At 64.2% G+C, this 19,575-nt stretch carries 16 protein-coding genes and 2 pseudogenes; all 18 read right to left on the bottom strand.

From position 1 onward, the window contains the following. Nucleotides 1–43: 43 nt before the first annotated feature. On the bottom strand, nucleotides 44–523 hold the full coding sequence (locus NKJ81_RS25740; protein ID WP_352542103.1) for a NifX-associated nitrogen fixation protein: 480 nt from the start codon (nucleotides 521–523) through the stop codon (nucleotides 44–46). A 17-nt stretch (nucleotides 524–540) separates the two neighbouring features. After that, entirely contained in the window at nucleotides 541–1,038 is a 498-nt protein-coding gene (nifX, locus tag NKJ81_RS25735; RefSeq protein ID WP_352542102.1) for a nitrogen fixation protein NifX, read from the bottom strand. Next, complete coding sequence (gene nifN / locus NKJ81_RS25730) at nucleotides 1,004–2,386, bottom strand: nitrogenase iron-molybdenum cofactor biosynthesis protein NifN (protein ID WP_352542101.1); 1,383 nt, start codon at nucleotides 2,384–2,386, stop codon at nucleotides 1,004–1,006. Before nifN ends, nifX begins: the two co-directional genes overlap by 35 nt. Nucleotides 2,387–2,393: 7 nt before the next feature. Continuing rightward, nucleotides 2,394–3,884, bottom strand: a complete 1,491-nt coding sequence (nifE, locus tag NKJ81_RS25725) for a nitrogenase iron-molybdenum cofactor biosynthesis protein NifE (protein ID WP_352542100.1) — start codon at nucleotides 3,882–3,884, stop codon at nucleotides 2,394–2,396. Nucleotides 3,885–3,940: 56 nt separating this feature from the next. Then, a complete protein-coding gene (gene nifK / locus NKJ81_RS25720) occupies nucleotides 3,941–5,482 on the bottom strand; it encodes a nitrogenase molybdenum-iron protein subunit beta (RefSeq protein ID WP_352542099.1) in 1,542 nt (513 codons plus the stop codon). A 128-nt stretch (nucleotides 5,483–5,610) separates the two neighbouring features. Continuing rightward, on the bottom strand, nucleotides 5,611–7,113 hold the full coding sequence (nifD, locus tag NKJ81_RS25715) for a nitrogenase molybdenum-iron protein alpha chain (RefSeq protein ID WP_352542098.1): 1,503 nt from the start codon (nucleotides 7,111–7,113) through the stop codon (nucleotides 5,611–5,613). Between the two features lie 98 nt (nucleotides 7,114–7,211). Then, entirely contained in the window at nucleotides 7,212–8,105 is an 894-nt protein-coding gene (gene nifH, locus NKJ81_RS25710) for a nitrogenase iron protein (protein WP_023801970.1), read from the bottom strand. Between the two features lie 487 nt (nucleotides 8,106–8,592). Then, entirely contained in the window at nucleotides 8,593–9,849 is a 1,257-nt protein-coding gene (locus NKJ81_RS25705) for a type II toxin-antitoxin system HipA family toxin (RefSeq protein ID WP_352542097.1), read from the bottom strand. Continuing rightward, the gene (locus tag NKJ81_RS25700; RefSeq protein WP_352542096.1) at nucleotides 9,824–10,153 is read right to left on the bottom strand and encodes a helix-turn-helix domain-containing protein; all 330 of its coding nucleotides are present in this window, start codon (nucleotides 10,151–10,153) and stop codon (nucleotides 9,824–9,826) included. Before NKJ81_RS25700 ends, NKJ81_RS25705 begins: the two co-directional genes overlap by 26 nt. A 121-nt stretch (nucleotides 10,154–10,274) precedes the next feature. Further along, nucleotides 10,275–10,592, bottom strand: coding sequence for a hypothetical protein (locus NKJ81_RS32710; RefSeq protein WP_502904324.1), 318 nt, complete (start codon nucleotides 10,590–10,592; stop codon nucleotides 10,275–10,277). A gap of 408 nt (nucleotides 10,593–11,000) precedes the next feature. Next, nucleotides 11,001–12,166: pseudogene (locus tag NKJ81_RS25690) on the bottom strand (NAD(P)/FAD-dependent oxidoreductase). 53 nt (nucleotides 12,167–12,219) lie between these two features. Next, nucleotides 12,220–13,266, bottom strand: a complete 1,047-nt coding sequence (fni, locus tag NKJ81_RS25685; RefSeq protein WP_352542095.1) for a type 2 isopentenyl-diphosphate Delta-isomerase — start codon at nucleotides 13,264–13,266, stop codon at nucleotides 12,220–12,222. An 85-nt stretch (nucleotides 13,267–13,351) separates the two neighbouring features. Next, a complete protein-coding gene (locus tag NKJ81_RS25680; RefSeq protein WP_352542094.1) occupies nucleotides 13,352–14,254 on the bottom strand; it encodes a terpene synthase family protein in 903 nt (300 codons plus the stop codon). Further along, complete coding sequence (locus NKJ81_RS25675) at nucleotides 14,251–15,801, bottom strand: hypothetical protein (RefSeq protein ID WP_352542093.1); 1,551 nt, start codon at nucleotides 15,799–15,801, stop codon at nucleotides 14,251–14,253. Before NKJ81_RS25675 ends, NKJ81_RS25680 begins: the two co-directional genes overlap by 4 nt. Nucleotides 15,802–15,948: 147 nt before the next feature. After that, nucleotides 15,949–16,941: a polyprenyl synthetase family protein gene (locus NKJ81_RS25670; RefSeq protein ID WP_352542117.1), complete on the bottom strand. Its 993-nt coding sequence runs from the start codon at nucleotides 16,939–16,941 to the stop codon at nucleotides 15,949–15,951. Nucleotides 16,942–17,095: 154 nt separating this feature from the next. After that, a complete protein-coding gene (locus NKJ81_RS25665) occupies nucleotides 17,096–18,439 on the bottom strand; it encodes a cytochrome P450 (RefSeq protein WP_352542092.1) in 1,344 nt (447 codons plus the stop codon). Then, nucleotides 18,439–19,281: an SDR family oxidoreductase gene (locus NKJ81_RS25660; protein WP_352542116.1), complete on the bottom strand. Its 843-nt coding sequence runs from the start codon at nucleotides 19,279–19,281 to the stop codon at nucleotides 18,439–18,441. Before NKJ81_RS25660 ends, NKJ81_RS25665 begins: the two co-directional genes overlap by 1 nt. A 168-nt stretch (nucleotides 19,282–19,449) precedes the next feature. Continuing rightward, a pseudogene (locus NKJ81_RS25655) lies at nucleotides 19,450–19,575 on the bottom strand (ferredoxin); the annotation flags it as partial.

Raw genomic sequence — 19,575 nt, 5'->3', positions numbered from 1 at the left:
CCTCAAGGCCTGACATGATCCCCTTGATCGAAAATTGGTTCCATCACGCCCGCGCCACCTCGGGATGAGCCTCAATGGCTGCGGTGGCATCGCCGGCCAGTTTGGTACCGGCCGCGGCGAGTTTCCAGAACGTCTCGAAGCCGAACCGGTGGACGTCGCGCAGGGTCTTCGACAGAACGACCAACCGCCCGGCCGTGAGAAGAACGCGCCCGAAGCCCTCATGGCTCATCTCCATCATCGGCGATGCCATCAGGCCGGAGCGCTCCTCGATCGCAAGCCCGACGGCAGTGTAAAACATCTCAAGCCTCCACAGCACGTCCGGATCGGGATCGCCGATGATCGGGATCGCACGGCGCTGTTTTCTGGTGATGATGAAGTCGCCCAGCAGCTCGGCGTCCGATTTGCCTTCCCAAGACCCGTGGGAATCATGAGCCCGGACCAGCCGCACGAGACATTTGACGAACGGGGTGGCAAGGGCCGCCTCGTCCTCGGCGACAGCAGGGCTAACCACGGCGTCAGACATTTCGCCTACTCCTCATTTCAGTCCTTGTCCTCGAAGGACGGTTTCTGTTCGGCGACACCTGCCTGCGCCAGCACCTTGCGCAGCCAAGGGGGAGGACACGTCCTGAGCATCATCTGCGTGCGCAACAGCACCTCTTGGATCGTTTGGGGGTGCGGCACTTTGATCGGATGAATTTTTGCCGAAACAACCTTGGCTGCCGAAGGTCCGCCGATCGCCAGACAAAACAGGAGATGACAGCCCTTCAGCGCCTCCACCTTCGGGGTGATGCGGTCATCGCCCTCAGTTCGGTGCTCCCCGCTCTCATCGGAAACGTCATCGAAGGCCACGGCCTCGACGAGATTCCACTCCTCGCGCGTCACGTCGTAGACAGCAAAGCGCCTGGCCGAACCGAAATGGGCGTTGAGGTTCTTCATGTCCTGCGTGGCGATCGCCACGCGCAATGCGCCGGCTTGGCGTTCCGGCGTCGGTGCGTGAACCTCGTCAGTGACGAGCGAGAGGCGACGAACGGAGCTCATCTGGCATTTCTCGCTTACGGAGTGGATCGAGCGCCTCAGGTGTCGGCGCGTGCCGGTTGGCTTCAAAAATGTTGGCAACCTCGAAGATCAGGTCGCGGGTCCCTTGGTAGAGGATTGTGAGCTTGTGCTGGCTGCCGAGCCGGTCGAAGATCGGGAAGCCGACCCGCATGAGCGGAATGCCGAGGCGCTGCGCCGCCTGGCGGCCATGGGAATGGGTGACGAGAAGATCAGCGCCGGCGCCAAGAGCTTCCAAATCGCCGAGATCGCCGATCTGACCCGACTGCGCCGGTACTTCCTCCAAAATTTTCGACATGTCGGTCGTGGTGACCGCCGCCGCGATTTCGGAGCCCATGCTGGTGAAGAAGCTCGCGAGTTGGTAGAGTTGGTCTGGTTCAGCAGCGATCGCAATTTTCTTGCCTCCAAAGTGGAAATGTCCGTCGAGCAACGCGTCCTGCAACTGCGCCCGGCGACGGCGCACCCCGGCCGGCGCCGCCGCGCCCGAAACTGCGGACATGAGCGAGACGAACCGGTCGGCGTCCTTCAATCCAGTCAGCGACCGGAACAGCACGTAAGGCACGCCGGTCAACCTCTGCAGCAGCTCGGCCGGGCGGCGCATATGCTCACCGATGACGACGCATTGCTCGGCCGTGCCAAGCTCACGGATTTCCTCGACGCTGGTGCCGCCATAGGTGGTCGTGACCCAGCGGTCGGGCACCGTACCGTCGAGCGAGCCGGAGACGTCCGGCAGAATCACCGGCTTGAGTCCAAAGCTTTCAACCATCTCACGCAAATGCTCGATATCAGCCACAGTGAGGTTCCAGCCAGGCAGGATCACGATCTTCTTCGACTGCCGCGCCTGCTCGCCGGGACGCGTAATCCTTTCGATCATTGCGGTGACAGCCTTGGCCCAGCCCTCTTGGATCGCGCCGTCGAAATCCGGTGTGTTGGCTAGCACCACCTCCGTACCCGCGAGTTCTTCCGTGCGCTTCAGCCTGATACTGGCGATATCTCCTGCGCAGTCTTCGCCCCGGGTTTCCACCAGCGCCGTCGTGCAGACCCCGATCAGCGTTGGCTTTGTGCGGGCCTTGAGGTTGAGGATCGCGTCTTCCAGATGCTCTGCCCCGCCGAGGATCGTCGCCACCTCGTCCATCGCCGTTGTCTGCAAGGGGATGGCTTCCTTGAAATGCCGCACGAAGAGCACGAGCGCGAAGCTGGTGCACCCCTGGCTGCCGTGGAACAACGGCATCGCGCCGTCGACCCCAAGGAAGGCCAGGGCGGCACCCAACGGCTGCGATGACTTCAGCGGATTGACTGCCGCCGCTTTGGTCTGGGGAAGGATGCGGACCATCGCTTCCTCAACACTCGCTGAGATCGCCGGCCGTCGTGCCGGCGAATTCCTGGACAGCATGCAAGGTCGCGGTCTCGCTTTTCGTGCGCGGCAGTCCCTCCCTCACCGCAGGCTGGCAATCCCATGGTGCCGGCTCCCGCACCTGGCACCAGATCGGGTTATAAATGGCGAGGTCAATCTGGCGTACGAGTTCCACCATGCCGTCATAGCCGGCGTAAGGGTGTTGGCGCTCCTGGTTGATATCGAGCCAGGGTGTCTTGGCCTTCAGCGCGATGAATTGCGTGCGCCCGCCCGACAGCATGATATCGGCCTTGTGTTCTGAGAGCATGGCGTAAAGCTCGCGCGGTGCCATCTGCTCGAACATGTGGTTGTCGTCCTTGAGTAACTGTTTGACGCGCTCCTTGTCCTCGACTGTGGATTTCTTGACCGAGGTGCCGACGATCTCGATGCCGATCTCCATCAGAGCATGGACGACTGACCAGGACTTCACACCGCCGGTGTTGAGCAGGACGCGCTTGCCTTCGAGCCTCGGCCGGTAGGCCGTGAGCTTCTTCCACGCAATCGCCTCCTCCTCTTCAATCAATGCCTCGGTGCGGCCGAGGATCTCCGGATCGGCACCCTTTTTCACGAGCAGCTGAGAGATCTGCCGGAGTGCTTCGGAGGTGTCGGTGATGCCGTAGAAGGAGCCCTCGAAGAATGGGATCTCCCAGCGCTGCTCCATCTTGCGGGCGAGATTGATGAGCGCGGTCGAGCACACCATCATAGCCGCCCGGGCGCGGTGCGCGGAGGCAATGTCGAGGTAGCGCGCGTCGCCCGGAATGCAGGCGCGCACCCGGATGCCCAGCCGATCCAGGAGCGGCTTCACCAGCCAGAATTCGCCCGAGAGGTTGAATTCGCCAAGAATGTTGATGTCGTAAAGGCCGGCATCGTCGGGCTCCACCGTGCCGATGACATGCTCGAGCAACGCCTCGCCGGCAAGCTTGTTGCCGAGATTCTTGGAGCCGACGAAGCCCGGCGCATTGACCGGCACCACCGGCAGGCCGAACTTTTCCGCCGCGCGCTTGCAGACGGCCTCGATGTCGTCGCCGATCAGCGCCGTCACGCAGGTCGGATAGACGAAGATAGCCGGCGGCCCATACGCTTCCTTGATCTCCCGGATCGCTTTGAAGAGCTTCCGCTCGCCCTGCCCCAGCACAACGTCGAGTTCGGTGAGGTCGGTCGTGAAGCTTGTGCGCCACAGCGTTGGCCCGGACGAAGCCGCACCGCGGTTGTCCCAGGAATTGCCCTCGCAGGCGAGCGGCGCATGGATCAAATGCGCAACGTCGGTGATCGGCTGCAGCACGATCTTGGCGCCATCGAAGGCACAGCCGCCGGCCGCCGCCCCGGGGGTCAGTGGCTTCGAACAGCCCTCCTTGCGCGCCTTGGCATCCTTGCGGCGGTTCTGCTCGCAGGCGGGCTCGTTGAAGACATCCTGGATTTTGGCTCTGAGCGAGGACATTGCGTCGGTCTCCAAAGTCCCTTGGGAAGACGACCGGCCAAAGCCGACCGTCACGCTTAGCGGGTGAGGTCATACGAATAGTCCGTCACGCCCGTCTCGCTTGTCTCGCGATCGAGCTTGTCGAAGATCTTGTCGAGGATCGTCGTCAGGACGCGCAACCCGCCTTGGTAGCCCATAAGGGCAAACCGATGGTGATGGTGGCGGTCGAAGATCGGAAACGTCAGCCGGATCAGCGGCGTGCCGGTGTCGCGCTCCAGATACTTGCCATAGGAGTTGCCGATCAGCAGGTCCACCGGCTCGGTGAAGAGCAGCGAGCGCATCGCCCAGAGGTCCTTGCCCGCCCAGACTTGAGCATCCTTGCCGAAGGGCGATGATGCAAGCAGTTCCTTCAACTCCGCTTCCCATGCCGAGGTGCCGTTGGTGGCGAGGCAATGGGTCGGCTCGCCGCCCGTCTCCATGATGAAGCGGGCCATGGCGTAGACAAAGTCCGGATCGCCGTAGATGGCGTATTTCTTACCGTGCAGCCAGGATTGGCTGTCCGCCATGGCGTCAACAAGTCGGCCGCGCTCCAGGCGGATTGCCTCGGGGATTTGCTTGCCGGAAATTGCGGAGACCTCCATCAGGAAGTCGTCGGTCGCCTGGACTCCGAGCGGGTAATGGAACGAGGCAGTCGCCTGCCCTACCCCCTCGCAATACTCCAGTGTTTTTCGGGTGTTGTAATGCTGTAGCGAAAGTGTCGCCTCGGCGTTGAGTGCCTTCCTCACGTCTTCGATCTTCGTGCCGCCGTCGTACATGCGGTATTCGCCGTCCGACGGCGTGTCGAACTGGTCAGAGGCGTCTTGGATGAAGGTATAGGACACGCCTATCAGATCGAGCAGGCGCTTGAGCTCCCGGTTGTTGCCAACGCAAAAGCCGTCGAAACCCGGAATGATGTTGATGGTTCCCTCGGCTTCCGTTCGCTCCTCGCCTTTCCAGAAGTGCTCCAAAATGCCCTTGACCGTTACGTCATAGCCGTCGACATGACTACCGACGAAGGCCGGCGTGTGGGCGAAGGGCACGTCGAAGTCGCGAGGGACCGAGCCTTCGTCCTTGGCGTTCTCGATGAAGCTGTGCAGGTCGTCGCCAATGACCTCCGCCATACAAGTGGTCGAGACGGCGATCATCTTCGGGTCGTAGAGTTGGTACGTGTTGGCGAGCCCGTCAACCATGTTCTTCAGGCCGCCGAACACCGCCGCATCCTCGGTCATCGAGGAGGAAACCGCCGAAGCAGGCTCCTTGAAATGGCGCGACAGGTGCGAGCGGTAATAGGCCACGCAGCCCTGGCTGCCGTGGACGAAGGACATGGTTCGCTCGAAGCCCGCGGCCGCGAAGACCGCGCCGAGCGGCTGGCAGGCCTTGGCGGGGTTCACGACAAGCGCTTCGCGAGCAAGGTTCTTTTCGCGGTATTCCCACGTCTTGGTGAATTCGCGTTGGTCGGTAACGACCTGGTCCGGGTGAGGACATTCGAAATTCAGCCTCTTCTCGGCGAGCATCTGCCTGTATTCCGGCTCGCGGAACAGGGGCGCGTGGTCGAGAACTTTTTCAGCCGACTGCGGCATGGATAGTTACCTCTTCTCCATCTGGCCGCGCCATACGGCGGCACAGGGACGTCGAAACGTTTCAGGTCTCCCGCGGACAAAGGGCCGCAAGTGTTCATCGGCCTTCCCGGCTTTCGGGAGGCCAGGTTTCATTCGGCCGCGATCGCCGCCGACGGCTCGGCTTTTTTCTTCCAGGGTGCGTCGTAGAGGCCCCAGACCGGGTTGTTGATGGCCAGATCCATGTCGCGGGCGAAAATGGCGAAGCCGTCGTAGCCGTGATACGGGCCTGAATAATCCCAGGAATGCATTTGACGGAACGGTATGCCCATCTTCTGGACCGGGTACTTTTCTTTGATGCCGGAGCCAACGAGATCAGGACGGATCCCCTCGATGAACTTCTCCAGCTCGTAACCAGTCACGTCGTCATAGATCAGCGTGCCCTTCTTCACGTAATGGCCGGTACGCTGATAGTCGTCGTTATGGCCAAATTCATAGCCAGTGCCGACGATCACCATGCCTAGATCCTCATAGGCGGTGACGACGTGACGGGGGCGCAGCCCGCCGACATAGAGCATCACCGTCCTGCCTTCGAGGCGCGGCCGGTACTTGGCGATGAGGGCATCGACCAGGGGCCGGTATTTGGCGATGACCGCCTCGGCCTTGGCCTCGATTTCCGGCCCGAAATGCTTGGCTATCTTGCGCAGAGAGGCTTCAGTCTGGGAGGGGCCGAAGAAATTATACTCCATCCAGTCGATGCCATACTTTTCCTCCATGTGCCGGCAGATGTAGTTCATCGACCTGTAGCAATGGATGAGATTGAGCTTGGCGCTCGGCGCGCGCTCTATTTCGGCCAGCGTAGCGTCGCCCGACCAGTTGCCGACCACGCGCAGGCCCATCTCCTCGAGCAGGATGCGCGAAGCCCAGGCGTCGCCGCCGATATTATAGTCGCCGATCACATTGACATCGTAAGGGCCGGCCTCGAACTCGATGTCCTTCTTTTCGAAGACCCAGTCGCGGATCGCATCGTTGGCGATGTGGTGGCCGAGGGATTGCGAGACGCCGCGGAAGCCCTCGCAGCGCACCGGCACGATCGTTTTTTCGTGCTCCTTGGCCTTGTTGCGGGACACAGCTTCGGTGTCGTCGCCAATCAGGCCGATCGGGCATTCGGATTGCACAGTCATGCCCTTGTTCAGCGGAAACATTTCCTCGATCTCGTCGATGATCCGTTCCAGCTTCTTGTCGCCACCAAAAACAATGTCCTTCTCCTGGAAATCGGAGGTGAACTGCATCGTCACGAACGTGTCGATGCCGGTCGTGCCGACGTAGTAGTTGCGGCGTTGCGACCAGGAATATTGCCCGCAGCCGACCGGGCCGTGCGAGATATGGACCATATCCTTGACTGGCCCCCACACCACGCCTTTCGAGCCGGCATAGGCGCAGCCGCGAATCGTCATCACGCCGGGGATGGACTTGATGTTCGATTTTACCTCGCATTCGGAAAGGACCTCGTTTTCCTCGCCAGCCTCGTCGCCGCTCTTTGCGACGCTGAGGTGCTTCTTGCGGCGCTTCGCCGACTTGTCAGGATATTGCGACAGCACCTCCTCGATAAGCTTCGCATGGAGGGCGCCGTCATTCTCGTATTCCAGGCTCATGGGACCCCTTTCAAGGTTCAGGGTGACGCCTCACCAACGAGGCGCCGTTTTTTGAAAGGCGCGCCGGGTCAGGCCGCGCCCCTAGTCAGTAGCGGTCGTTACTGTGCGGCCGCCTTCGCCGCTTCCTTGACCTGAAGCTCGGCAAGCATCTGCTCGTCGGTCTTCATGATGCCGAAGTCGAGCAGCATGTCCTCGAGCTCCTCCATGGTGATCGGGGTGGGGATGGTGCCCTGGCCCGAATTGGCATGGATCTTCTCGGCCAGCGCCCGGTATTCCCCGGCCTGCTTGGAGTCCGGCGCATACTGGATCACAGACATCTTCCTGAGCTCGGCGTGCTGGACGATATTGTCGCGCGGCACGAAGTGGATGAGCTTGGAATTGAGCCTGGAAGCCAGCGCTTCGGCGAGGTCGAGCTCGCGGTCGGTTTGGCGCTCGTTGCAGATCAGGCCGCCGAGCCGCACGCCACCCGAATGGGCGTATTTCAGGATGCCCTTGGCGATGTTGTTGGCGGCATAGAGCGCCATCATCTCGCCGGACATGACGATATAGATTTCCTGGGCCTTGTTCTCGCGGATCGGCATCGCGAAACCGCCGCACACCACATCCCCGAGCACGTCGTAGGAGACATAGTCGACATCGTCGTAGGCACCGTTCTCCTCGAGGAAGTTGATCGAGGTGATCACGCCGCGGCCGGCGCAGCCGACACCCGGCTCAGGGCCGCCCGACTCCACGCATTTGATCCCTTTGTAGCCGACCTTGAGCACGTCCGCGAGTTCCAGGTCTTCCACCGAACCTTCCTCTGCCGCGAGGTGCAGGACCGTATCTTGCGCCTTCGCGTTCAGGATCAGGCGGGTAGAGTCGGCTTTGGGGTCGCAGCCGACGATGAGGATTCTCTGCCCGAGGTCGACCAGGGCGGCGAGCGTATTTTGGGAGGTGGTGGACTTGCCGATGCCGCCCTTGCCGTAAAAGGCGATCTGACGCAAACCTGACATGTAGCTTTCCTTCCTTCGTTCCATTCATCGCGGCTGCCGCGACATGAATGCCGGTCGGGCAGCTGTCGCCGCCTCGCACCCAAGGATCTCAAGACTCGTGCCAATTTGGCTGATCGAACCGAAGAATAATTTCATGGTTGCTTTTCAGGGATTTAGCTTGAGGCCAAAGAAAGGATCGTCGGAACAAGCCGTGTAGCGGACCCGACAATGGCGACACAAAGCGTCGGATCGCGATCCTCAGTCACCGCATTCGTTCGAACCGCATCGTTGTGTTGAGGTGGGCGAACAGCATCTCGACCCTCTAGCGTTAATTGCGGGATGCTGCGAACTCTTTTGTTCCGGCGAGCTGACGTGCTTGGTCTCGCGTGTCCTCATCGACACTGCGCGGAATCTTGCGCGCCACGCTGGCATACCATCGATCCACGGCCATCCATCCGGGGCCACGGGCGGATAATTCCGCCATATCACCAACCCAAGGGAACTCGGCTCACTTAGCGGCGCAGGAGTTCAGTATCGGCGTCATCGCCTTCACATGTTCGTCGATCCGCTCGAGCACTTTCGCTGCGACAACGTCGCGCTCAGGCAGATGCCACCAGTGCTCGTTGACGAGTTCGACGGTCTCGACCACTGCCTTCAGGACTGCCGGCTCCGGAAGCCTTGCACGATTCGCAAATGCTTTCCATCGCGGTGCTGCTAGCGCCTTGAACGAGCGCTCCCCTCCAAGCGAAAGCGCCATGGCGTCGGCAGGAATATATGGCACGGTCGACAGAACGTCGTAGATTGGTGCAAGCGCCGGCTTGTCGCCGTTTCCGGGATAGATCAACGACCAGTTCTTCAGGTGCATGTCGCCATTGCCGGTGATGACGGTCAGTGCCAGGCGGCGGACGAATTCGAGAGCCGCCGTAGGCGAGACGGCCGCGCCAAGGGCCGAGGCTATGTCGTGATAAGCGGCCCCCTCATATTTGCGCGAGGGATAGACACCAAAGACCTGAGCGAAATCCTCGATGTGAATCCTCTCCCCCTCAGCGCCGCGATCGAAGCGTTTGACGAGAAGGACCTTGCCCTCTGACAGCGTGTTGAATTCCTCGGGAATATCCTCGAAATCGGACTTCTCGACAAGTTCGCGTTCAGGCACCTCCATGCCTATCGCTGCAGCCAACGCCAGGTTGGCGAATTCATTTTCGGAAACGCCCGGAAACGCCGTCGAAGGGAACTTGGCGATGTATCGGCCCTGCTCGTCGTCCATCGGCAAGGTCAGGCCGCCGCCTTTTCCAGTGTTCTTCATGACCGACAGCTTCATCTGCACGCCGGCAAGTGAGAACCGTGCCTTGGGCTTATCCTTTGAAGCATCCTGCGAAACCGCTATCGCGCCGTCACTGGGCAACGCCCGTACGGCTCCCGGCAGATCGGCGCCCAGCGCCGCTAAAAGATCGAAATCATTGCCTGGCCGCACATTGCCTTCGTGGTGCTTTTCCATCGCCTCGCGCAATTTCTCCTCCGGTAGGAGGTTCGCGAAGAAAGCGGGCAAGGTGCCCGCCAGAGGCTTCGGATCTTTCCGCAATCCTCCCGTCGCTGCCCGGAACGACAGGCTGAAAACCGGAAAGCCGCCCGTCGCGCGGTAGGCCTCATCGAAGTTGAATGCATTGAAATCGCCCGGCGTCCTAACGATTGTGCCGATCTTCAGTGCGTTCAAGAGCACGTCCAGCGACGGGATCGTCTTAGGTGCGCGAAAGACTGGAGCCATGATCGTCATCGTCAGGTTGAGAAACAAAGGCGGGTCGATCGTCATCATCATGCGGACGCAATAGAGCCTGGACAGCCGGCACCATGACTTGCGGAACCAGCATCATTTCCAGACCGAGCGCGCGAGCGATATTCATGAGCGTCGTCGCACGCGCCGCTGCGGCTCCCTTTTCGATGTCGCGATAGCGGGGACGGGATATACCCGCCAAATCAGCGACCTGCTCCTGCGTCATGGCAGCGGCCAGCCTCGCCTGCCTGAAAAGCCCACCGATTTCGCGCAGAATTTCCGACTCAGAGTCGATCATGATACGTATACGATCCTTTCCAATGCGCGATGATACGCAAGGGTATCTCATCCAGCGAGCAAGTCAAAACTTTTATGATCTGTTCGCGTATCATACATGAAGATAATGATACGCAAAGAGATCAATCCTTCTTCGAGGATCTCTCAGGCTTTAGCGCCGCACAGCGAACGGCGTTCCTCCGAGACCAGCTGCTATGGCCACCGGGCTCCTCTGATGGCGCTGCCGCCGGTTTGCCCGGCTTCTTGCGGCCTGCGGCCTGGCGCTGCTCTTCTTTTTCGGCCTCGGTCCGGCGCTCTTCTTGCGCCGCCAGCTTGGCCTCGGCTTCCAGCGACGCCATCGCCTGCTGGATCTTGGCCAGCCAGTTCTGCTTGTCGCCGGCCCAATCCGGCATCTCGTCGCCGCGCTTGTCCTTGCCGAAAGTCACGTCCCTCCTGGCCATCCGCGGCCTCGGCCGCCGTCAGCATGCGAGCGACCTCGGCTTTCAATTCCAGCTCGCGCTTCTTCATGCGCTCATAGCTCATCGCCTTGTGTTTCGACGCGTTCGCCTTGATCTTCTTGCCATCCAGCGCGACATGGCCGAGTTTGACCAATCCTGCCGTCTCACACAGCTTCAGAACCTGCACGAACAGCGCCTCGAGCGCCTTCAAATGCCGCTTGCGGAAGTCGCTGATCGTCCGGAAATACGGCGGATCGAGCGCCACGATCATCACAAAATCATTCCGTTCGCGGCAGGCCCTGGCCGGCTGTTTTCGCCAGCTTTGGGCCATCGACCGCCTGTTGCGTTCCTTCGCCCCCCTCTGTCCCTCCAGCATCAAAAGGACCGTCGCGGCGCACCCGCCCTTCCTGCTCAAATCACATTCAATTCCCTGAAAGCCCGTCCCTCAGCGACACGGCTGTACCCGAACGCCGAGCAATCCACCGTGCGATAGCCGCCATGCACGATCAGTTCGGCCAGCGCCTTGCCGACCGCCGGAGCCTGCTGCAAGCCGTGGCCGGAAAAACCGTTGGCGAAGAGGAAATTGCCGACCTCCGGGTGCGGGCCGATCACCGCGTTCTGGTCGAGCGTATTGTAGTCGTAATGGCCGACCCAGGCGCGCGTCGGCTTGATCGCCTCGAAGGCCGGAATGCGGGTCGCCAGCACCGGCCAGATCACCTCTTCGAACAGCGACCAGTCGGGGTCGAAGTCGGCGGGGTCGGCCGGTCCTTCGCCCTCTTCCGGCTCGGCGCCGCCGGTGATGTAGACCGAGCCCTCCGGCCGGACATAGATGCCGCTCGGGTCGACCAGCAGCGGCATGTCCTCATATTTTTCGCGCGCCTCGAAGACGAAGACGTTGCGCTTGCGCGGCTCCCCGGCAGCGCCAGCCCGGCCATTGCCGCCACCTTGCCGGCATTCGGCCCGGCGGCGTTGACGACGGTGCCGGCCTCGAGCCGCTCGCCATTGTCCAGAAATACACCAGTGACGCGGCCGCCTAGCCGCTCGATACCCGTCACCGACGCCGTGATAAAGTCGACGTTCTTCGTCCGCAGTGCCTTGCGGAACAGCATCAGCATCGCATGCGCGTCGAACCAGCCTTCGCCGCTGCGGCCATAGGCGCCGGCGGAAATGCCCTCGACCGACAGCCACGGAAAGCGGCGGACGAGCGCCTCCGCATCCTCGAGCAGGATGTCGGCGCCCTCGGCCATCTGCGCTTCGTGGTTGGCCCGCAGGATAGGCAGCCCGTTTTCGCCGGCAAGGATGAGATAACCGCCTTCGCGAAAGCCGATATCGGCGTCCGCGCCAAACTCTTCCCCGAGCCGCCGGAACAGTTTCAGCGTGAATTGCGACAGACGGATGTTTTCCGGGATCGAAAACTGCTGGCGGATGGAGGCGCAGGACAGCGTTGTCGCCGCATGGGAAAATTGCGGGTCGCGCTCGACAACTGCAATCGAGCCCGAAAACCCTTCCTCGCGCAGATAATACGTAACCGAGGAGCCGACGATGGCTCCACCGATGATGACGATGTCGTAATGCACCTGTTCGCTTCTCCAGTTCTAGGCACCGCCGCCACGTGCGGGCGATGCCGGCATCAACCGGCGGGCAGATGTGCCGAGGGCAACAAGCGCGCCTGACGCAACGCCGCCAGATCAGCCGAGCCGGTGCAGAAGCAGGCGACGGCCAACTGGCGGATGACGATCTCGAAATGCGCGACAACCGCCTCGGTGGATACCGTAGCCGCGCGCAGCACGCCGGCCGCCTGCCCGGCGATGTCCGCGCCCAGGCGGATGGCCTTGGCCACGTCGACGCCGTCGCGGATCCCGCCCGACGCGATCAGCTTCACCGTTGGCAGCGCCCGACGTACCGCCTGCACGCTGGCCGGGGTCGGAATCCCCCAATCGGCGAACGCCATCGCCACTGCACGGTCGGCGGCATCGCGGGCGCGCTCGCCCTCCACCGCGGCCCAACTGGTGCCGCCGGCGCCGGCGACATCGATCACCGCCACGCCCGCCTCGACGAGCGCACAGGCCACCGAGGCGGACAGGCCAGACCCCACTTCCTTGGCCAAGATCGGCACGCCCACGCTGCGCGCGGCGCGAGCGATCTGCGTCAGGACGCCGCGCCAGTCGCGGTCGCCCTGCGGCTGTACCGCTTCCTGCAGCGGATTGAGATGGACGATGAGGCCATCGGCCTCAAGCGCATCCACCGCCCGGCGCGCCAGGTCCAGGCCATCGGCCTCGCGCAGTTGCGCGGCGCCGATATTGGCCAGCAAGGGAATGTCTGGGGCCAGGCGGCGCAGCGCGCGCGTCAGCCCCTGGGAGTTGCGGGATTGCAGGCTCACGCGCTGCGAACCGACGCACATGGCGATCCCCAAGGCTTGCGCTGCCTCGCTCAGATGCCGGTTGATGGCCTCGGCGCGTGGCATGCCGCCGGTCATGGAGCTGATCAGCAGCGGCGCGCGCATGGTCTTGCCCAGCAGCGAGGCGTGCAGGTCGATCTGCGTCAGGTCCAACTCGGGCAATGCGCAGTGTTCGAAACGGATGTACTCCCAGCCGGCGGCCTTGGCCGGCGCCGTTCGCCTATCCAGCACGATGTCCAGGTGGTCGTCCTTGCGCCGGCTCAGGTTGGTGTCGCTCATGCTCGCTCCATCCGTCGCAACGGGCGACGGCGTTGCGTCGGATCTCACCGACGGCAGCGCGCGCACGCCGCCGCCTCCCGCGCGTTCAGGCCGGCGCACGCGGGCCTCCCCCCGCAGCGTCGCTGCGGTAGCGGCTGGTCGAGGTCTGGTAGTACTGCGCGCGGATGGCCGCCATGGCCTTGATCAACGGCCCCCACGGCGCGGGAAAGCGCTCTTCCGCCATCACCCGGTGCAGCATGCGCGTATGGCCGGCCAGTTCGTCGTTGAGGAACTCCACCACAGGCATAGCCGGATAGCGCTGCAGCAGCAGGATCGCCGCGTTGTCGGCCTCGCCGGCCGACCTATCCTTTTCGCGTCCATGCAGATCGTTCTGCAAGCGCCCTATGGCGGAGATGAGCCGCAGGACATGGCGAAACCCCGGACGCGCGCGCAAGGTCGCCATGTCCAGCCCCCACAGCAACGACAGGCAACAGAACACGTTCGTGTAGGCGATCGAATCGATGCCGTTGTGCAGGTACTCGGCGTAGGACCAGCGTTCCGCCCCTGCCGCCTGCGCGTGTCCGGCGCGCAGCGCCGCGCAGTAGCACCGGTCATCGTCGAGAAGCTGAGCATAGTCGCGACGGTCGTAGGCGAGCGCGGCCAGCGAAGCGCGCAGCACAGCGCAGCCCTCGAATCCGGGGAGCGCGCACGGCACGCCCTGCCCCAGCGCCTGCTCCACCGCGGCGAGCTGCTCCGGCGCGATCAGGCCAAGGTCGTTGCAATCGTCGAGCCAGAACAGCAACGCCAGTTCGCGATAGAACGCCACGATCAGCGTTTCGTCCTGCGGATCGCGGCCGGTGCGGGCGCTGGTGTCGCGCAGGCTCGGGTGAATGCGCTGCAGGATGTACTGGCCGCCCCTGACCGCTTCCACGGCATGCTCGTTGGCGAACCCGGTCAGGGAACGCCCCCACTCCAGCACCTGCTGGAGCGCGCGTTCGGTCTGGATCATGGCGCCGCTCCTGCTCCCTCGGCCAGGACGCGCCGCCCCCAACGAAGCGCCAGCCACAACCCGGCGAGTTCCGCCACGCGCACCACCCGGGTGGGGCAATACAGTTCCTTGCCGATCCACAGCGGCGTCTGCGGCCATGCATGCGCGGCATGGCGGGCGAGCATCCACTCCAGCGCACGCGCCACCGCCTGCGCGATGCGCCGGCGCCCTGTCGGCTCTTCGCTCCCGTCCATCACGTGCAACGCGAACAGCGCATAGGCGGTTTCCTCGAATGTGGACGCGCGACCGGCGCCCCAGCCGCCGTCGTCGCGCTGCGCCTGCATGAGCGCCGCCAGCGCGCGCTCGTCGCGCCACTGGGGCTTGCCTTGCGCCAGCGCAGCGACCGCATGGGCGGTGGGATACAGCCACGAAACGTGCCATTTCTCGTTGTCCCATATACCGTGCGGGTTGCGATTGGCCTCGACGTAGGCGCTGGTGCCGGCGGCCGGCTTTCCCAACATCCGCAACGCATGCAGGGCATGGATGTTGGTCGACACCGAGGCATTGCGCTCGCCGGGGAAGGTGACGAACAGCTCGCCGATTTCGAAATGGCGCAACGCATCGACCGCCGGGTCGCGGCCTGCAAGGCGCAGGACGCACATCGCAACGGCGGTATCGTCCGCATCGGCCGCGAAGTGCAAGGCCGGGCCCAGACCGCGCACGCCGAGGCGGGCATCGAGCTGCGCGACGATCACTTGCACCTCCTCGGCGAGCGCGGGATGCGCGAACAGACCGGCCAGATGCAGGGTGTACAGCGACCAGCATGGCTCGAATACATTGATCGGCCAGACGTTGGGAAAGACACCTTCGATGCCGCTGCGCGTCGCCCGCGATGCCGCCTCCAAATACGCGTTGGCGCGCCCGACCTGCGGCGTGCTCCCCTGTGTCACGGCGTGCGCACGCCACGCGGCGGTGGCCGCCGGACTGATGCCGATGCTGCCGTCGTCATCCGGGCATGCGGTGGTCGGCGACGTCCCCCAGGCTTCCCAGGAGTGCAGCAACGGATGGCCGCTCGGCAACGTCGCCACCGCCCCCAGCTTGACCAGGCACGCTTGCCGCAACGGCAACAGCGCCGGGTGGCGCGGAAACGCCACGCCGCCCAGCAAGGATGCGGCCTCGCCGCACAACTGCGGCAGGATCAGCTCCGCGCCGATCGGCGCGTCTTCCGGCACCGCATGCGCGTAGGGATCGGGCTGGCGCTCGAGGAACCGGGTTGCAGCCTGGACTGCGTCGGCAGCGCCGGGAAGAGGATCGGCACGCTGCAATGCCAGCAACGCCGCCCACGTGGGCGCATGGCGGAACAGCGGGAAGTCCGCACTTCCCCATCCGCCATCGGCCTGTTGCTGCGCGATGAGCCACGCGTATGCGTCCTGCCGACCGGTGACGTTGCCGTGGAACTGCAGAGCTCGCGCCGTGTCGTAGACGGACGGACCGACGCTGCCGCCGTCGCTCATCTCGCTCAGCAGGTGGCGCAATTCGGAAAGGATCTGTTCGGACAGCGCGTTCACGCGGGATGTTCCTTCTGCAGAGGGCTAACGAGAACCAGGATCGAGCAGACGCCGCGCACGTCGCCGCCGGTTCGGACACAGTGCAGCATGCACCGCCCGCCGGCCGATCGCAGCAGCACAGGGGCGAGTCCATGCGGACGGGCGCGCTCATGCGTATGGCGCGGACAGATACACGTTGGCCCGCTGCAGCATCTGCGCCAACCGTTCCGCATGCGGCCCCAGCGGGACGATGGCCTCCCCGGCGTCGCGCAACAAATCCAGCGCGAACTGGCGCGCTGCCTGCAGCCCCATGATCGACGCGCAGGTCGGCTTCTGCGCCGCCGCGTCCTTACCGGGGGTCTTGCCCAGCGTCGCGGTATCCGCTGTCGCGTCGAGAATGTCGTCGATTACCTGCAACGCCAGGCCGAAACAGGCGGTGTAGCGATCGAGCGCACAGTACAGCGCATCGTGCGCGGCATCCTCCGCGATGGAGTATAGCGCGCCCATGCGAACGGACGCGCGCACTAGCGCTCCGCTCTTCTTCCGGTGCATCGCCACGATCCTGTCCAGCTCGGCGTGCTTTCCGATCAGCGACAGATCCATGGCCTGCCCGCCTGCGGCACCCTCGGCGGACACCGCCTGCGCCAGTTCGCGCACGAGCGCGATTCGGTTGTCGCCCGGCGCATCCAGGCTCGCCAGGGTCAGGAAGGCGTGCGCCTGCAGCGCATCGCCGACCAGGATCGCAGTGGCTTCGCCGAATTTGACGTGCACCGTCGGAAGGCCGCGGCGAAGCACGTCGTCGTCCATCGCGGGCAGGTCGTCGTGGACCAGGGTACAGGCGTGCATCATCTCGATGGCGGCGCCAACGTCGTCGAGCATGTGCGCCGGCGTGTCGGCCAGTGCGCCGGCAGCCAGACAGAGCAAGGCGCGGGTGCGCTTCCCGCCATGCAAGGTGGCGTAGCGCATCGCCGCCATCAGCTCTGTCTCACCGTCGTCTTCGGCGCAGAGAAGACGCGCCAGCGCCTGTTCGACCCGCTTTGCGCCGTCCTGCATCCAGATCTCCGGCAGCAGCCTGCCGGATGCGCCGCGCGCCTGCGCACCCAATCCGCCGAGGGCGGAAACGCCAGTTCGGTCGTCGTGTAGCGTGGAACCGGTCTGCATGTTCTTCATGTCCTTGTACCTGACACGAGATGGCCACGGCGAGCGCCAAGCCGCCGCGGTGTTGCCGGCGTCGCACCGAGCGCGTGCGCCGAGTGCAGCAATGCCGCGCCTCGCCGGCGCCGCTGCCTCGCCACACGGGGCATGCGATGCCAGCTCATGAGAAGCCTATGCGGATTGTCACGGACGGATGTGCGGTCGGGTAATAGCGCCGGCCTTTATCGACGCCGCTCAGCAACCGCGGCCGCACCCCGGCCTTGTGCATGGTCAGCGCCAAGGCGATGCAGAACTGCACCATTTCCAGCCATACCAGGTGGTAGCCGATGCAGACGTGTGGGCCGGTACCGAACTGCAGCATGTCCACCGGCCGGATCGGCTCCGTGCGTTGCAGCCACCGCGCCAGGCGGAACTGATCAGGCGCCTCGTGCAGCAGCGCCGAGGTCGAGAAATGCAGCAGCGGGATGCACAGATGGGTGCCCGCGGGAATGCGCCGTTGGCCGAGTTGCAATTCCTGCAGGACGCGACGCGGCAGGAGCGTGGTCGCCGGATGCAGGCGCAGCGTCTCGCGGAACAGCGCCTCGGCGACCGGACACTGCGCCAGGTCCGCGTGCCGGGTCGGCACCGCGCCCACGCGTTGCGCCTCCTCGACCAGGGCGTCCCACAGCACAGGCTGCCGCGCCAGCTCGATCACTATCCAGGCCATCGTCGAGGCAGTGGTGTCGTGACCGGCAAGCAGCAGCAAGCGGATATTGGCGACCAGGACGTCATCGGAAAGCGCATCGTCGCTGCGGTCGAAGGCGCTCACCATGTCGTTGATCAACCCGGTGCGCGCGGCATGCGCGCGCGCGTCGCGGACGAACTGGCGCAACTGCGCGTCGATCCAGTCGCGGGCGGCGCGGCCTCGCCGCAAGGGCAGTCCGGGCAGGTCGACCGGGGGCGCGACGATCAACTGCAGCAGTTGCCGGTATTTGCGATGCCATCCCGGCAGGTCCTGCGCGGGGATTCCCATGAGGCTGAAGATGAGCTTGAGCATCAGGTCGCCGGTTTCGCGCAGGATGGTTATGTCGCCGCGGTCGCGCCACGCCTGCACCCGCGCCCAGATGACGGGCGCGAACAGGTCGCCGATGCCGGCCTGGGTCAGCCCCTTGGGCAGGAACGCCGCCTTAATCGCATCGCGCGCCTGCCGGTGCGCGCCGCCGTCCTGGGCAACCAACGTTCCGCCAAGCAATTCGGGCGCGATCTCTTCGATCAGCGCCGAGGACACGTCCTTGTGCCGGAGCAGTGCGAACGTATCCGGATGCACGCAGGTCATCAGGTGTCCGGCAGGGCCGAAATCCAGCCAGAAGTGGCTGCCCAGCGTCCGTTCTGCGCGCTGCAGCAGGCGCGGCAGGTCGCAGACAATGGCGGGAAGATGCCCGACCAGGGGGAAAGCGCCAGGCATGACCGGGATGTCGCATCGCAGCCGGTGCCGACGGTTGAGCGGGTTGAGCAGCATGTCCATCAGCAGCGCGCCGCCGCCGCCGATTCGGTGTGGCCGGCAGGGCGCGCGGCGCAGCTGTTGCCACCGTCGGCGTATGTCGGCACATGCGCCAGCATGCCGCCATCGATGCACACGACCTGACCGGTGATGAACGCAGCATCGTCGGAGAGCAGGAACGCCACCAGCGCGGCCACGTCCTCGGGGCGGCCGACGCGCTGCAGGAGCTGGTGACGGCGCAGATGCCGTTGCATGCGCTCATCCAGCTTGGCGAGGAGACGCTCGGTCATGACGAGACCCGGCGCAACGGCGTTGCAGCGGATCTGCGCATGACCGTATTGGGTGGCGAGCGAAGCCGAGAGCATGTTCATCGCCGCCTTCGACGCGGCGTAGGACGTCTGCGCCGTGTCACCGCTGAGCCCCTGGCACGACGACATGTTGACGATCGCGCCACCGCCGCGGGCGATCATCCGTGGGATGGCCTGCCGGCAGCAGAGCAGCGTGCCGCGCAGATTGGTCGCCATGGTCTGGTCCCAGACTGCCAGGTCCAGGTCGAGGATCGCGCGGTCGCGCGGGGTCAGATGCATGGCGCTCGCATTGTTCACCAGCAGGTCGACCCCCCCGAAGTGTCGCTCCGCCGTCTCGAACAGCGCTGCCACCGCCTGCTCATCGGCGATATCCATGGCTAAGGGCAGCGCGTGGCCTGCTTCGGCCGCGATCTGCGCGGTGCAGGCGATGGCCGCCGAGCCATCAATGTCGGCCACCACCACTCTGCCGCCCCCGCGCGCGATGGCGAGAGCGCATGCCTTGCCGATGCCGGCGCCGGCGCCGGTCACCACGGCCACCTTGCCTTCAAACCGTCCCATCGTGTCTCCTGAATTGCATTGGTCTTTCGCGGCATGCCGCTCGGCATCCGCCGGAGAGGGCGCAGGGTCGGCGCCGGCGCGCTCGTCATGGCCAGCGTCGCTTTCGATGACCCGAATGGCGCCGACCGGGCACTGGTTGGCCGCAAGCCGCACGGCGGCGTGCAGCGCCTGCGGGACCGTCGCCACGCACACTTCGGCCACGCCGTCCGGTTCGCGCTGGCGAAAGGTGCCCGGCAGCGTCAGCACGCACTGCCCGGTAGTTCCGCACAGATCCTGATCGACCAGGACGCGCAT

Source organism: Mesorhizobium sp. M0018, assembly GCF_040323955.1.
GTDB lineage: Bacteria > Pseudomonadota > Alphaproteobacteria > Rhizobiales > Rhizobiaceae > Mesorhizobium.
This window is presented reverse-complemented; position numbering and strand designations above follow the sequence as displayed.